Genomic DNA, 13,423 nt, shown 5'->3' on the forward strand with positions numbered 1-13,423 from the left:
CTGTAGGTGAAAGTGTCATGCCGTTGCGCAGATAGTGCCGGAGCCAAGGACAACGTCGCCTAAGCCGTCTGGGTCAGGGAGGTAAAGCACTGCAGCCTGGCCGCGGGCCACGCCCTCGAGCGGGGTGTGCAGGTCAAGGGTCATCGAGTCGTCCTCAATGCGCGCGGTGCACGGTACTACCCCACCGTGCGCCCGGATCTGCACGTGAGCAGTGAGTTCCTCGTCGCTTGTGGAAGCTTCAGCCATAGCCGGGTGCAGGACCTTGAGGCGGTCCGCGGTGACCTGGTGGACCTTGAGCGCCTCGCGCGGGCCCACGGTCACGGTGCCGGTGGCGGTGTCCACGTCGGTGACGTAGCGCGGCTTGCCGTCGGCGGCCGGTACGCGCAGGTTCAAGCCCTTGCGCTGGCCGATCGTGTATTGGAAGGCACCGTCGTGTTCCTTGAGCTCATTGCCGTCCGTGTCCTTGATCAGGCCGGGGCGCATTCCAATGGAGCGACCCAAGAAGGCCTGCGTGTTGCCGTCCGGAATGAAACAGATGTCGTAGGAATCCGGCTTCGACGCGGTAGAAAACCCATGGCGCGCCGCCTCTTCGCGGATCTGCGGCTTTTCTGTGTCGCCGACCGGGAAAATGCAACGATCCAGCTCGTCGCGGGTGAGCACGCCGAGCACATAAGACTGATCTTTCAACGGGTCCGCGCTGCGCCGCAGGTTGCCGGCATCGTCGATAATTGCGTAGTGCCCTGTGGCGATCGCATCGAAGCCGAGCATTACCGCACGATCCAGCAGAGCTGCGAACTTGATCTTCTCGTTGCAGCGCAGACACGGGTTGGGGGTTTCGCCGTGTTCGTAAGACCAGACGAAGTTGTCAATGACCTCTTCTTTAAACCGGTCAGAGAAATCCCACACGTAAAACGGGATGCCCAACTTGTCGCACACGCGACGTGCGTCGGCTGAATCCTCGAGGGAGCAGCACCCGCGAGCGGATTCGCGCGTTTGCTGCGCATCTTTGCTCAACGCAAGGTGCACGCCGACAACGTCGTGACCAGCCTCAACAAGGCGCGCAGCCGCTACCGAGGAGTCGACTCCCCCACTCATCGCCGCTAGTACTCGCATGTCAGCGCAGTGTAGTGCGAGATGCATGCGTGCCCCAAACCTGGTTAACAGCATTCTGCTCTAGATCAACAACGTCATACCTCAGTACGACGCGCCCGCCTGAGCTACCAACTAGCCTTTGCGGGCATGGGCTTCTCGATGCAGCGCCAAACCACCCTTCGCAACGCAGCGTTTGCTGCGGTGCTGACACTAGTCTGCTTACTCGGTATCGTGTCGTATTCCCAGGTAGTGAGTTACATGCTTCTCATTGGCGCGCTGGTGTTGCCTTTCACCCGCTGGCGCTGGGGACTTGCTACCGTCGCGGCAATCGCCGTGGTTTTAGCAGCTGCGTCAATCTGTGAAGTACTGCCCATCGGTGTCATCGCGCTCGGACCATTCGCCGCCTATGTCACCCGCCGTCACCTGGCCGCACCGTTGCGTGACATCGCAACTGTTGTGCTGCTCATCGGCGACATCATCGCTATTGCTTTTATCGCGCCTGCACTTCGAGAACTTGAGCCAGCAGACCGCATCCCGTACGTCGCTTGGAGCGTAACCCTGCTCACTGTGGCGTTACTTTTCGGTGAGCTTCGCCGCCGTGCCGAGGAGACCGCAGAGAAGGATCTGGCCCGACAGCGTGAGCAGTTCGAGCGCGATGCCCAGGAGCAGCGCGCCCACCTCGCGCGAGAGATCCACGACATTGTCACCCACTCGCTGACCGTCATCGTCGCGCAGGCCGACGGCGCACGCTTCGGTGACGAAACTCTAGAAGCGAAAGACGCGGCATTGCGCACCATTGGCAGTGTTGGTCGAGATTCACTTCGCCAGATGCGGGGCGTTGTCGAGTTGCTGCGCAGTAGCGTGCCACGTCCGGTCGAACCGTTGGCGAAATTAGACATTGACGGGCTCGTCGCCACAAGCCGCGCCGGCGGACTTCAGGTGGACTACACCGTCAAGGGCACCCCACCCGAGGATTTAGCACCGGTCACAGCGCTAACCGTCCAACGCATCGTCCAGGAATCCCTCACCAACGCGATAAAGCACGGCACCGGCAGTGTCGACGTAACTGTGCGCTGGGGCGACGACGTCGTCGAAATCTTGGCAACCAATCCCGTCGGGCCCGGCGCGGTGTCTCACCAGGGTCACGGTGTCGAGGGTATGAAACAGCGTGTGTCGCTTGTCAACGGCACCGTAACCACCTCCCTTGGCGCAACCGGTAACTGGACTACTGAAGCAAGGATCCCACTTCACCCATGATCACTCTCGGACTCGTAGACGACCAGGCGCTTTTCCTCCACGGCATCCGCAGCGTCATCGACTCTCAGCAGGATATGCAGGTGCGTTGGCTTGCTGGCAACGGTGAGGAGGCGATTCGGGCATGCGGTAATGAAGCGGTAGACGTGGTGCTTATGGACGTGCAAATGCCTGTGTTGGACGGCATCGCTGCGACGAGGCAAATCGTAACAACGCATCCGGCGACTAAGGTCATCATCCTGACCACGTTTGATGATGAAGCTTATGTACTCGGCGGTCTTGGTGCCGGTGCCAGCGGGTTCCTGCTCAAGGATGCTGAACCAGAGACCTTGCTCGACGCTATCCGCACCGTGGCAAACGGTGATGCGGTGATTTCTCCGCGGGCGACGAACCGGATCGTGGCAAAGCTCCATGCTCCGGATGAGGAAACGATTGGCCTGTCCCCCGCCGACCGGCTGGCGCTAAACGAGCTAACTGAGCGCGAGCGCGAAGTGCTCGTGGCAATCGGCCGTGGGTGGTCCAACGGCGAGTTCGCTCAGCGTATGTTCATCTCCATGCCAACGGTGAAGACCCACGTGGGCCGTGTGCTGGCGAAGACGCAGTCGCGAGACCGCGTCCACGCAGCACTTTTCGCCTACCGCACCGGGCTAGTGTCGCGCACCGACCTGTTGGACTCCTGAAGCGTCATACTCCGGTATCACGCATAAAATCGTGCCTCGCGCCGACGCGAAACCCCATGCCCTGCGCGAGTCTTGGGGACATGGAAACACCGATGATTCAGACCCACGGTCTGACCAAAACCTATGGACACACAGACGTCGTCCACAACCTCGACCTCAAGGTCGCTCCCGGCGTCGTGCACGGTTTGCTCGGTCCGAACGGCTCCGGCAAATCCACCACGATGAAGATGCTGCTCGGCCTCATCGCCCCCACGCATGGCGACATCAGCGTGCTCGGACACCCCATGACGCGAGCGAACCGCGCGCATGTCCTTGCCGGTGTCGGCTCGCTCATCGAAGCCCCCGCCGCTTACCCGCACCTCACGGGTGGTGAAAACATGCGTATTGTCGCGCGTCTGCTCGGCGCCGATCCCGAAGCGGTGCGCCGCGCGGTGTCGCTGGTGCGCCTCGAGGGCCAGATGGACAAGCTGGTGAAAAACTATTCGCTGGGTATGAAGCAGCGCCTCGGCATCGCGATGGCACTCGCACGCGACCCGCAGTTGCTGATTCTCGACGAGCCCACCAACGGCCTTGACCCCGCCGGCATCGAGGAGATCCGCGAACTCATCATCAGCCTCGCCCGCGACCACGGCCGCACGGTGCTGGTGTCGAGCCACCTGTTGTCTGAAATTGAGAAGATGGCGACCGACCTGACCATCATCAATCACGGCAAGCTCGTGTTTCAGGGATCGCAAGAGGAGCTGTACAGCGCGCAGTTGCCGGATGTGTTCATCCAGACGCCTGAGGTTGCAACCGCAGTCTCGGTCCTTCGCGCACTGCAACCGAAACGGGTCGAGGGTGGTGTGGAGCTTTCCGGCCTTGACGACGCCCACGTCGCCGATACCATCGCCCTTTTGGTTGCATACGGCGTGCCACTCCACCAGGTCCTGCGAAAACGACGCAGCCTCGAGGACATCTTCATCGGATTGACCAACGACGAGGTGGCCAGCGCATGATGGTGGAATTTGCCAAACTCAAACGCACCAAAATCGTGTGGCTGAGCATGCTCATGACGGTAGGGATCGTCCTATTCGCCAACATGAGTCTCTTCGCAGGCGACAACGCCGCCGCATTCCGGGCCAACCCAGAAACCGCGTGGGCGGGACATCTCATCGGATTCGCCATGGCGCTGGCGTTTTTGACCCCGTTGCAGCTTGCACTGGTGGCCAGCCGCATCGTGGATACCGAGCACATCAGCGGCGGGTGGCGGCTCAACGCCATCGCAGGAACCCGGCCCGGAGCGCTGCTGGTGAAGAAGTACGGCGTCGCGGCAGTGGTGGTTGTCGTCGCAAAGAGCATTGAGTTCGCTGGGGCCATAGCGCTGCCCGTCGCGATGGGCGCGCCTGCACCGCACGGATCCATGCCGACCACCTGGCTGCGCTTCGGCCTTGGTGTCACGGGCACCACGCTTGCGCTCCTCGCTGTGATGCTGCTGCTCGCCGCGCTTGTCGAATCCCAGCTTGTCGTGCTCGCCGTCGGTGTCGTCGGCGGGTTCCTCGGCATCGCATCACTGCTATCCCCGCCGTGGCTGGCTGCAGTCAATCCCTTCGGGTACGTCGCTGTGATCCTCCCGTTCGGCTTCACTGAGGCAGGGGTTACCCCTTCGCAACCCGGATGGTTGCTGTGGAGCGGCTACCTCGTCCTCGCCGTTGCGGTCTTGGTCGCCGGTACTAAAGCCCTGGATCGAAAGGAGATCTAGACCATGGACCTGATCCTTAACGACCTGCTCAAGCTTCGGCGCTCGCACGTCTGGGCGGTCGCGCTTCTCGTCCCCGCGGTTGCTGTCGCCATCGGCGCCGGCAACTACGCCGCGAACACCGGCACCCTGACCGCCGGTTGGAGTAGCTACTTCTCCCAGGTCATGCTGTTTTATGGGTTGCTGTTCTGTACCGCTGGCATCGCGATCCTCGCCGCAGCCGCCTGGCGGGTCGAGCACCGCGGACACAACTGGCTCACCATGCTCACCTCGACGCGTTCGGTGGGCACCCAGATGGCGTCGAAAATCGCCGCGATCGCGGTTACTGTTACGGCGATGCACGCTGTTCTCATCGGCCTCACGTTGTTCGTCGGTTGGGCTTTGCGGATTCCAGGTGCAGTTCCAAGCGAGCTCCTCGTCACAGCTTTATTGGCACTGGCACCAGCCGTTGCGGTGGCGTCGTGGCAGTCGCTGCTGTCCATGGTCATCCGTAGTTTTGCTGCACCTATCGGCATTGCGGTGGTGGCAAGTCTCGTATCGTTTGGCGCACTCGCGGCTGGGGTGCCTGGCGTGCGGTTCATTGTGGCGCCTGCGTTGTTGTCGCACACGCTGTGGTTGGGCAGTTCCGCCGTCGCCGCCGCTGGAGCGCTCGACACTGGCACCGTTACAGGCGTTCTCGCCGCTTCCTCGGCATTGACCGTGGCTGGCTGGACGGCTGCTGTGACCTACCTACGGGGCACCGACGCGCGCATCTAGGCGCCAGGTACGCTCACCAGCCATGGCCGCCAAAAGTGAGTTTTATGAAATCGACACCGGTGTTGCGGAAGTCCTCCACGAGCCAGACGGCTCCATGGTGCTGCTTGTCAATGGCGTGCCCAGCTCCCACATCGTCCCCGGCGAGCCGACCCGGCTGGATTTCGAGTACATGCGTTGGATCGCGGATTTCCTGGATACCCACTACCCAGACGAGGCGAAGCCGAAGTCGCGCCTGACGCACCTGGGCGGCGGTGCGTGCACGCTGGCGCGTTACTTCGCAAGCAGGTGGAAGGGCTCGCGCAACACGGTCGTGGAGATCGACTCCGAACTGGCGGTGCTTGCCCGCGAGCTATTCTACATCCCCCGAGCCCCGGCTGTGAAGATTCGTGTCGGCGACGCCCGCGAGGTCACCGACACATTCAAGCCCGCCACCCGCGACGTGATTATCCGAGACGTGTTTTCCTCAGCCACCACGCCGCGGAATCTGACGACGGTGGAGTTTTATGAAAACGCAAGGGCGTCCATAAGCAACAGCGGCTTCTATGTTGCCAACTGTGGCTCGTATGCAGATCTCAAGGAAGCCAAGGAGGAACTGGCGGGTATGTGCGAGGTATTCCCGCACGTGGCGGCGATTGCGGATCCGCCGATGCTGAAAGGCAGGCGCTACGGCAACATTGTGCTCATTGGCGCAAACCAGCCGATTGAGGCCAGCCCGCAGCTTAACCGCAACCTGCTCATGGGTGCGGTGCCTGCACAGTTCAAGGATGACACGTGGTGCCGCGCCTTGGCCACGACACCCCGTTATGACGTGCCTGCCGAGTAGTTACTTCGCGGCGTTATCCAGAAGAATCAACAGGTCACCGATCTGGTAGCGGCCAGCAACCATGTTCTTCAGATCCTCTACCGGCAGCTCGCCTGTGGTTGCCAGGCGCTGTACCAAGTTGGCGATATTGCGGGCATCGGCATCACTAAAGCCAGCGAGGTCGACGGCCTTCGTTAGCTCACCTAGGCCGACGGCGCCTGCGGCAAGTGCCAGAATCGCCAGCACCAGCGCAGTGTTGTCCTGCTCCAGCACCTTGAGCTCACCAGATTCTGCGACCTGGAAACGTTCCAGCACGCCGCCGCCTGCACGCGTGTTGCCAGCTGCAAACTGGTTGAACTGGCCGGTGTTGCCGTTGTACAGGTTCATGTCCACTGGCGTGGAAATACCCAGCACGCGGCCGGATTCACTGCGCTGCCAAAAACTCAACTTGTCCCAGCCACCCACCGGACGCGGCGGACGGTTCTGGTAGGCAGCCAGCCACAGCGGATAGTTGGTAAAGGCGTTGGTGTTGTCCATGTGTTCGTACCAGAAGTATCGGTACGTGTAGATCATGGGCGTCTTACCAGTCAAACGCTGCACTTCGCCGAGGAAGAGCTGGGTCCACGCGGTCAGCTGCAATGCGCTCTTGCCTTCTGCCACCTCAAGATCAAGCACCGGCGGCAGCTGGGTTGCAGGCCCCTGGTTGATTACGGAGGCGAAGTAGCGGGCTTGTGCCAGCGCATCGCCGCTAGGGCGTGCGTAGTGGTAGGCGCCGACGCGCATACCGGCATCGGCTGCGGCTCGAGCATCCTCGTCGTAGAAGGTGTTCTTCCAGTCAGAGCCCTCGGTGGCCTTCACAAACGCGAACTGCTGCATGCCCGGGCCGGAAACCTGCTTCCAGTCAATAGCCCGGCCGCCCGGTCGCTGGTGCCCTGCAACGTCAACGCCTGAGATCAGACCAGGGGCAGTCTGGGCGATTGCAGGCAGTGGTGCAAAAGTCAGGACGGCAGCGGTGAGGGCAGCAACAAGTCGACGCATGCGGGAGACTTTACCACACCAGTCACACCAGTCACACCAGTCACACCAGTCTCGCCAGTTACACCAAGCGTGCGCGCTCCACCACATCGGGTAAAAGCGCCTTCATTTTCTCCACGTCCTCAGCATTCGTGGTCCGACCCAGCGTGATGCGCAGCGCACCCATGCCTTCTTCCGGGCCAATGCCCATGGCTTCCAACACGCCGCTTAAGCGGATCACACCCGCCGAACATGCGGAGCCAGCAGAAACTTCAACGCCTTGCTGATCAAGCAGCATGATCATGGCGTCTGCATTCGCACCCGGGAACATGAAGTGGGCGTGCCCCGGCAGCGCTGGTTCCTGCGTGGTAATCACCGCATTCGGGATGGTAGCGAGGATGAACTTCGCAAGGTGGTCACGCAGCTGCCGCACCCGTGCGGTTTCCGCCTCCATCTCCCCGACCGCCTCTGCAAGGGCTGCCGCCGTCGCCGCCGCCGAGGCCACATCCACCGTGCCGGAGCGAATGCCGCGCTCCTGGCCGCCGCCAACAACTATTGGCTGCGGCGCTGGTGACCGCTTAGCCAACAGCAGCCCGGTGCCGCGCGGACCGCCGAACTTGTGGGCACTTGCCGCAAGCGTGGTGGCACCAAGCGCGTGAAAATCAATTGGCATACGCCCCACTGCCTGCACCGCGTCAACGTGCAACGGCGTGCCAACTGCCTGGACACGACGGGCTGCTTCCTCGACCGGCTGCACCGCACCTGTTTCGTTATTAGCCCACATCAACGTGGCAACTGCCGCGGGAGTATCCAGGGCAGACAGATCGGTGACGTGGCCATCTCGGCCCGCGTAAAGCCAGTCGACTTTGGCACCGTCGCGTTCAAGTGCGTGCACACTTTCCAACACCGCGGGGTGCTCGATCGTGCTGGCCACGACACGGTCCAACTCACTTGCCGCGTACAGCCCGCGCACTGCAATGTTGTCGGCTTCCGTGCCAGAGCCGGTGAAGATCACCTCTACAGGATCCGCCCCGAGCAGCTGCGCGATCTGCTCGCGTGCCTCCTGCAACACCGCATTCGCTCTGCGGCCAGACGCGTATTGGCTTGCCGGGTTCACCGCCCCCGCATGTTTCGCAAGCGCCTCGATGGCACATGCACGCATAGGAGTCGTTGCCGCGTGGTCAAGATACGTCATAGGGCTAACCTACGCGGTTTCACGAGCGGTGCAGATATGGGCCACCGCGGCATTCCCAATCCTGGCGATAACCACAGCCATCTGCGTTGTCCCCCGTAACTTCAACTTGCCACGCAACTGGTCTGGGTCAACGTCCACACCCCGCACCAGGATCTCCACCGAACCCGTACCGTGGCTTAACAACGCAGCTTTCAGCTTCTTCAACGGCACTGCTTCAAGGAAACGGAAACCACTGTAGCCGGCGGGAATCGCCTCACCGGTACAAAACGCGATGTGTTCATCCAGCATCCACAGCCCGTGGCGTGCTGCCCAGTGCGCGACCAGCCCGGCGCGCACGATCGCCCCGTCTGGTTCGATGATGAAGGTTCCTGGCGCACCGACGTGGACGTCCTCGGATTCATCCGAGGTGACCCGCTCTACAAAACCACTGCGCAGTACCACGGCTTCACGGCCGTGTCCGAAGTGTGCTGAATACAAGCACGCTTCTTTCACACCGCTGTCTACGGACACAACGCTTACGAGCCCCTCCCACTGCGAGTAGTCGATGCCGGGTGCGCACTTCACCGCAATAGGTCTGCCCCGGTGGGCGTCCACCAAGTCCGGCAGGGGTGGCATGAGTTTGGCGGGATCGGTGATACGTCGGCCGTCGGCACGCCTGGCGGGATCGGCGACAACCACACCGTTGGCCGTGACTGGAGTTAAGGCATCCGCGCGGGCGAGCCACGCACGCTCCCCGAGGTTTTCGCGCGCCATGGCAAGGCGCACCATGTCTAGGTCTGAGCCGATCCACTGCACACCGACGTCCGCAAACGCTGGTGCTTCCGAGCCAATCGAGCAGGTCACGTCGTGCACCAGCCCAAAACCTGCCGTGGCAATGCGCTGAGCGCGCACATCCGCCACTGCCCGTGGAGTGGCCTGCTGCGCTGCGTCCGCATCAGTCAGCCAGTTTTCGGGAAACTTCCCGGCACCCATGCGTTGCGACGCCACGAGTTCACTTACCGCCCGCGCCCCCTGGCCAAACTCCCGCTCAAGCAGTGCACGGTCAGCAAAAATCGATTTCTTCGTTAGCGCAAGCTTCGGTGCGAGTTCCTGGATGCGGGGGCGGTTGGTGGAAAGCAGCGCGACGTCGTCAAGCGAAAAGCTCATAATTTCCGCCCGATGCGGTCCTTCGGGGCGCGGTAGAAGTACTCCTCCATGCGGGGGTCATCGACCGGGTCCCCCACAACAGGGGTAATCGTGCGGTGCTTGGCTGCCTCGAAGATCTCTGTAACCGAGTCGTAAGAGCAAAGTTCCATGATCTGCATCCAGGTCGGCGGGGCGAAGCGGACGAGGCCTGCGCGCCAGCCGTCTAAAAGCAGCGATGGCGCAAACCAGTTCGCGTCATCCGCTTCGTCGGTCTCACCGTCAGGTTCCTGGCCCTCTGGGTGGACGGCGAGGAAGCTGAACGTATCAAACCATGTACCGCTTTCAGAGTTACCCACCCACCGGGCAAATGGGCGCAGCAGGTCACCGCAGACAGCCAGCTTGTTTTTCTGCAGCGCGTCAGTCAAGGAAAGCTCGTGTGTTTCCAACGCCATTCGTTGATCGTGGTACATGCCTGCATCCGAGAGCACCTCGCCCGTGTCATCCACGGCGAGGAAAATGCCGGTCTCTTCAAACAGCTCACGCACCGCCGCAAACAGGATCGCGTGCGCCTTGTACTTGGTCACCCCCAGCTGACGCGCAAGCGAGATAGCGCTTCGGCCTTGCCACAGCTCACCGTCATCCCAGGAACGCCCCGGGAAATCGCGAGAGTCAACACCTCCGCCCGGAAACACCGTCAGCCCCGGATAGTTCGGCATGGAAAGCACGCGCTCTTGGACCCACACCTTCATCCCGTCGGCATCATCGCGCAGCAAGATCACGGTTGCGGACAGGCGCGCGCCGCCGTAGCCGGAGGTGTCAGTGACATCAATCGCGTCACCTTTATCCGCCGACACGGCACCAGTTGTGCGCGCCTCCTCCATCACTTGCGGTGAGCCCCACCCCTGGCCTTGCGTGCGCGGCGCGCAGCAAAACGGCCATCCTCATACGTAACCTCAATCGGCTGGTGATACGCCTTGGTCACGTTCTCACTAGTCAACACGTCTTCAATAAGGCCTTGTGCCACCACATTGCCCTCGTCCAACAGCATGGCGTGGGTAAACCCGTACGGGATCTCCTCTAGGTGGTGGGTGATCATCACAATCGCTGGGGCATCCGGATCAAGTGCCAACTCCCCCAGGTACGCAATGAGATCCTCACGGCCGCCCAGGTCCATGCCAGCCGCCGGCTCGTCCATAATCAAAAGCTCTGGGTTGGTCATCACGGCACGCGCGATCAACACGCGCTTCTTCTCACCGTCAGACAACGTCCCCCAGGTGCGATCGATCAGGTGCATAGCGCCAACCTGCTCAAGCACCTCGATGGCCTGGTCATAATCCTCCTCGTCATACTCCTCACGCCAACGCCCCATAATGGCGTAGCCGGCGGAAACAACAAGGTCGCCCACCTTCTCCTGATCAGGCACGCGCTTGGCAATAGCCGAAGACGTCAGGCCGATCGCGGCACGCAGGTCACGCATATCGGTCTTGCCCAGCTGCTCGCCCAACACAAAGGCGGTGCCAGAGGACGGGAACTCTTGCGCAGATGCCATCCGGATCAGCGTGGTCTTACCGGCGCCGTTGGGCCCGATAATAACCCAACGTTCGTCCAGTTCAACCTGCCAATCCACAGGGCCGACAAGGGTGTTGCCGCCGCGCACAAAGGTCACATCGCGGAAATCTATAAGCAGGTCAGGATCCGTAGTCTGATTCACCCCTCCTATTGTGGACTAAAGTTCGCTCCAAGTGTGGGAAGTTGAAACGCTGCGTGGCGACTACGCTTGAAAGTATGGTTGCTCGCTTTGGAATAGATGACGTCCGCCCACAAGTCTCCGGCCGCACCCTGCCCGCGAAAGCGGTAGTCGGCGAAGTTGTCCCGGTCTCCGCGCTGGTGTGGCGCGAAGGCCACGATGCAGTTGGCGCCACACTGCAGGTAACTTCCCCCAGCGGAGCGGAGTACTCCATTGCCATGCAGCCCGAGGCGTATCGCCCTGATTACGTGCACGCCGTCTTCGTGCCGGATGAGCAGGGCCTGTGGCGCTTCCGAGTCGACGCGTGGAGCGATGTCCTTGCCACCTCGCGCAACGCCGCATCCAAGAAGCTTGCCGCGGGCCAAACCGCCGAGGAGATGGCCAATGACCTCGCCCACGGTGCCGAATTGTTCAAGGCTGCAGGTAAGAAGCGTTTGAGCGCCCTGCTTGTCGACGCCACGGTGCCACTCGCCGACCGCGTCAACGAGGCCCTAAGCGCCGAGGTTGAGCCACTGCGCGAACTGCTCTCGCACGGTCCGATCTGTGATGTCTACGTGGAGCGTCGCGAAGCCTTGGTGAACTCCTGGTACGAGCTGTTTCCGCGCTCCACCGGCGGCGTTGACGCAGACGGCAACCCAGTGCATGGCACCTGGTCCACAACCGCCAAGGCACTCGACCGAGTTGCTGCCATGGGCTTTGACACCGTGTACTTCCCGCCGATCCACCCGATTGGTGAGGTCAACCGCAAGGGCCGCAACAACACCCTGACCCCGGAGCCGGGCGACGTTGGCTCCCCGTGGGCGATTGGTTCCGCCGCAGGCGGCCACGACGCGTTCCACCCAGAGCTTGGCGGCGAAGACGAGTTTCTGGACATGATGGACCACGCCGACGAACTCGGCCTGGAAATCGCCCTAGACCTAGCGCTACAGGCCGCACCCGACCACCCGTGGGCGAAGGCTCACCCGGAGTTTTTCACGGTGCTGGCAGACGGCACGATTGCATACGCGGAAAACCCGCCGAAGAAGTACCAGGACATCTACCCCATCAACTTTGATAATGACCCGGAGAAGATCTACGCGGAGATCTACCGCGTAGTCATGTACTGGGTCAATCTGGGCATTACCACCTTCCGCGTGGACAACCCGCACACCAAGCCGGTGAACTTCTGGCACTGGCTGATTGCCAAGGTTCACGAAACAGACCCGGACGTGATCTTCCTGGCGGAGGCGTTCACCCGCCCGCCGCGCATGTACGGCCTGTCCAAGGCCGGGTTTAGCCAGTCCTACACGCACTTCACCTGGAAGACCAGTAAGGCGGACCTGACAGATTTTGGGCAGCTGCTTTTAGACGTTGCGGATATTTCCCGCCCCAACCTCTTTGTCAACACCCCGGACATTTTGCACGAATCCCTGCAAAAGGGTGGCCCAGCCATGTTTGCGCTGCGCGCCACCTTGGCGGCAACGATGAGCCCACTGTGGGGCGTGTACTCCGGCTATGAACTCTACGAGCACGAGCCGGTGCATGAAGGCAGCGAGGAATACCTCAATAGTGAGAAGTACGAGCTGCGCCCCCGCGATTTCGAGGCGGCACTTGCCCGCGGAGAATCTCTTGAGCCCTACATCACCATGCTCAACCGCATCCGCCGCGAGAACCCGGCGCTACAGCAGCTGCGCAACCTTCACTTCCACGACATTTCAAACGACCAGCTCATCGCATACTCCAAGGTGGATGCGATCACCGGCAACGCGGTGTTGGTCGTCGTGAACTTGGATCCCTACTACACCCAAGACGGCATGCTGCGCCTCAACCTTGCAGAGCTTGGTATCAACCCGGGCGAGTCCTTTAAGGTTCGCGACCAGATCACGGGCGCAACTTATACCTGGGGTTATGAAAACTACGTACGCCTCGCCCCGCAGCAAAATGTTGCGCATATCTTCGTGTTGCCGAATGTTTCACCTGAACGTAGGCCGGCCACAGCGTATCGTCGCATATCTGACCACGACTACCGCCCGTAACTTTTAAG

The 13,423-nt window shown here is 61.5% G+C and carries 13 protein-coding genes; 7 read left to right on the forward strand and 6 right to left on the reverse strand.

The window, feature by feature from the left end; all coding sequences use genetic code 11:
• Positions 1 to 15: 15 nt before the first annotated feature.
• On the reverse strand, positions 16 to 1,113 hold the full coding sequence (gene mnmA, locus HMPREF3101_RS06965) for a tRNA 2-thiouridine(34) synthase MnmA (RefSeq protein WP_070463871.1): 1,098 nt from the start codon (positions 1,111 to 1,113) through the stop codon (positions 16 to 18).
• A gap of 126 nt (positions 1,114 to 1,239) precedes the next feature.
• On the opposite strand from mnmA, the gene HMPREF3101_RS06970 reads away from it, so the two are divergent.
• From HMPREF3101_RS06970 to HMPREF3101_RS06995, 6 genes are all read left to right on the forward strand, one after another.
• Complete coding sequence (locus HMPREF3101_RS06970) at positions 1,240 to 2,349, forward strand: sensor histidine kinase (RefSeq protein ID WP_070463873.1); 1,110 nt, start codon at positions 1,240 to 1,242, stop codon at positions 2,347 to 2,349.
• The gene (locus HMPREF3101_RS06975) at positions 2,346 to 3,026 is read left to right on the forward strand and encodes a response regulator (protein ID WP_070463875.1); all 681 of its coding nucleotides are present in this window, start codon (positions 2,346 to 2,348) and stop codon (positions 3,024 to 3,026) included. The genes HMPREF3101_RS06970 and HMPREF3101_RS06975 overlap by 4 nt, the downstream gene beginning before the upstream one ends.
• An 80-nt stretch (positions 3,027 to 3,106) precedes the next feature.
• Positions 3,107 to 4,021, forward strand: coding sequence for an ABC transporter ATP-binding protein (locus HMPREF3101_RS06980; protein WP_070463877.1), 915 nt, complete (start codon positions 3,107 to 3,109; stop codon positions 4,019 to 4,021).
• Positions 4,018 to 4,764 (forward strand): ABC transporter permease, encoded by a 747-nt coding sequence (locus HMPREF3101_RS06985; RefSeq protein ID WP_070463879.1) that lies wholly within the window; start codon positions 4,018 to 4,020, stop codon positions 4,762 to 4,764. The genes HMPREF3101_RS06980 and HMPREF3101_RS06985 overlap by 4 nt, the downstream gene beginning before the upstream one ends.
• A 3-nt stretch (positions 4,765 to 4,767) precedes the next feature.
• Entirely contained in the window at positions 4,768 to 5,517 is a 750-nt protein-coding gene (locus HMPREF3101_RS06990; RefSeq protein WP_070463881.1) for an ABC transporter permease, read from the forward strand.
• Between the two features lie 22 nt (positions 5,518 to 5,539).
• The gene (locus HMPREF3101_RS06995) at positions 5,540 to 6,340 is read left to right on the forward strand and encodes a spermidine synthase (RefSeq protein ID WP_070463883.1); all 801 of its coding nucleotides are present in this window, start codon (positions 5,540 to 5,542) and stop codon (positions 6,338 to 6,340) included.
• On the opposite strand, the gene HMPREF3101_RS07000 is transcribed toward HMPREF3101_RS06995, so the two are convergent.
• The 5 genes from HMPREF3101_RS07000 to HMPREF3101_RS07020 are packed head-to-tail and all read right to left on the reverse strand — an operon-like array spanning position 6,341 to position 11,364.
• Positions 6,341 to 7,357, reverse strand: coding sequence for a glycoside hydrolase family 25 protein (locus HMPREF3101_RS07000; RefSeq protein WP_070463885.1), 1,017 nt, complete (start codon positions 7,355 to 7,357; stop codon positions 6,341 to 6,343).
• Positions 7,358 to 7,415: 58 nt separating this feature from the next.
• On the reverse strand, positions 7,416 to 8,528 hold the full coding sequence (locus tag HMPREF3101_RS07005) for a cysteine desulfurase family protein (protein ID WP_070463886.1): 1,113 nt from the start codon (positions 8,526 to 8,528) through the stop codon (positions 7,416 to 7,418).
• Positions 8,529 to 8,537: 9 nt separating this feature from the next.
• Entirely contained in the window at positions 8,538 to 9,674 is a 1,137-nt protein-coding gene (locus HMPREF3101_RS07010) for a THUMP-like domain-containing protein (protein ID WP_070463888.1), read from the reverse strand.
• On the reverse strand, positions 9,671 to 10,534 hold the full coding sequence (locus tag HMPREF3101_RS07015; RefSeq protein WP_070463890.1) for an NUDIX hydrolase: 864 nt from the start codon (positions 10,532 to 10,534) through the stop codon (positions 9,671 to 9,673). Before HMPREF3101_RS07015 ends, HMPREF3101_RS07010 begins: the two co-directional genes overlap by 4 nt.
• Positions 10,534 to 11,364 (reverse strand): ABC transporter ATP-binding protein, encoded by an 831-nt coding sequence (locus tag HMPREF3101_RS07020; protein ID WP_246816686.1) that lies wholly within the window; start codon positions 11,362 to 11,364, stop codon positions 10,534 to 10,536. The genes HMPREF3101_RS07015 and HMPREF3101_RS07020 overlap by 1 nt, the downstream gene beginning before the upstream one ends.
• Before the next feature lie 74 nt (positions 11,365 to 11,438).
• Between HMPREF3101_RS07020 and HMPREF3101_RS07025 the strand changes: the two genes are divergently transcribed.
• Complete coding sequence (locus tag HMPREF3101_RS07025; protein ID WP_070463894.1) at positions 11,439 to 13,415, forward strand: maltotransferase domain-containing protein; 1,977 nt, start codon at positions 11,439 to 11,441, stop codon at positions 13,413 to 13,415.
• Positions 13,416 to 13,423: the final 8 nt, after the last annotated feature.

This window comes from Corynebacterium sp. HMSC29G08 (genome assembly GCF_001806875.1).
In the GTDB taxonomy this organism is placed as follows: domain Bacteria; phylum Actinomycetota; class Actinomycetes; order Mycobacteriales; family Mycobacteriaceae; genus Corynebacterium.

Excerpts from the sequence above, each read along its gene's own strand:
- mnmA (WP_070463871.1), bottom strand. The coding sequence starts at position 1,113 with ATGCGAGTACTAGCGGCGATGAGTGGGGGAGTCGACTCCTCGGTAGCG.
- HMPREF3101_RS06970 (WP_070463873.1), top strand. The coding sequence starts at position 1,240 with ATGGGCTTCTCGATGCAGCGCCAAACCACCCTTCGCAACGCAGCGTTT.
- HMPREF3101_RS06975 (WP_070463875.1), top strand. The coding sequence starts at position 2,346 with ATGATCACTCTCGGACTCGTAGACGACCAGGCGCTTTTCCTCCACGGC.
- HMPREF3101_RS06980 (WP_070463877.1), top strand. The coding sequence starts at position 3,107 with ATGGAAACACCGATGATTCAGACCCACGGTCTGACCAAAACCTATGGA.
- HMPREF3101_RS06985 (WP_070463879.1), top strand. The coding sequence starts at position 4,018 with ATGATGGTGGAATTTGCCAAACTCAAACGCACCAAAATCGTGTGGCTG.
- HMPREF3101_RS06990 (WP_070463881.1), top strand. The coding sequence starts at position 4,768 with ATGGACCTGATCCTTAACGACCTGCTCAAGCTTCGGCGCTCGCACGTC.
- HMPREF3101_RS06995 (WP_070463883.1), top strand. The coding sequence starts at position 5,540 with ATGGCCGCCAAAAGTGAGTTTTATGAAATCGACACCGGTGTTGCGGAA.
- HMPREF3101_RS07000 (WP_070463885.1), bottom strand. The coding sequence starts at position 7,357 with ATGCGTCGACTTGTTGCTGCCCTCACCGCTGCCGTCCTGACTTTTGCA.
- HMPREF3101_RS07005 (WP_070463886.1), bottom strand. The coding sequence starts at position 8,528 with ATGACGTATCTTGACCACGCGGCAACGACTCCTATGCGTGCATGTGCC.
- HMPREF3101_RS07010 (WP_070463888.1), bottom strand. The coding sequence starts at position 9,674 with ATGAGCTTTTCGCTTGACGACGTCGCGCTGCTTTCCACCAACCGCCCC.
- HMPREF3101_RS07015 (WP_070463890.1), bottom strand. The coding sequence starts at position 10,534 with ATGGAGGAGGCGCGCACAACTGGTGCCGTGTCGGCGGATAAAGGTGAC.
- HMPREF3101_RS07025 (WP_070463894.1), top strand. The coding sequence starts at position 11,439 with ATGGTTGCTCGCTTTGGAATAGATGACGTCCGCCCACAAGTCTCCGGC.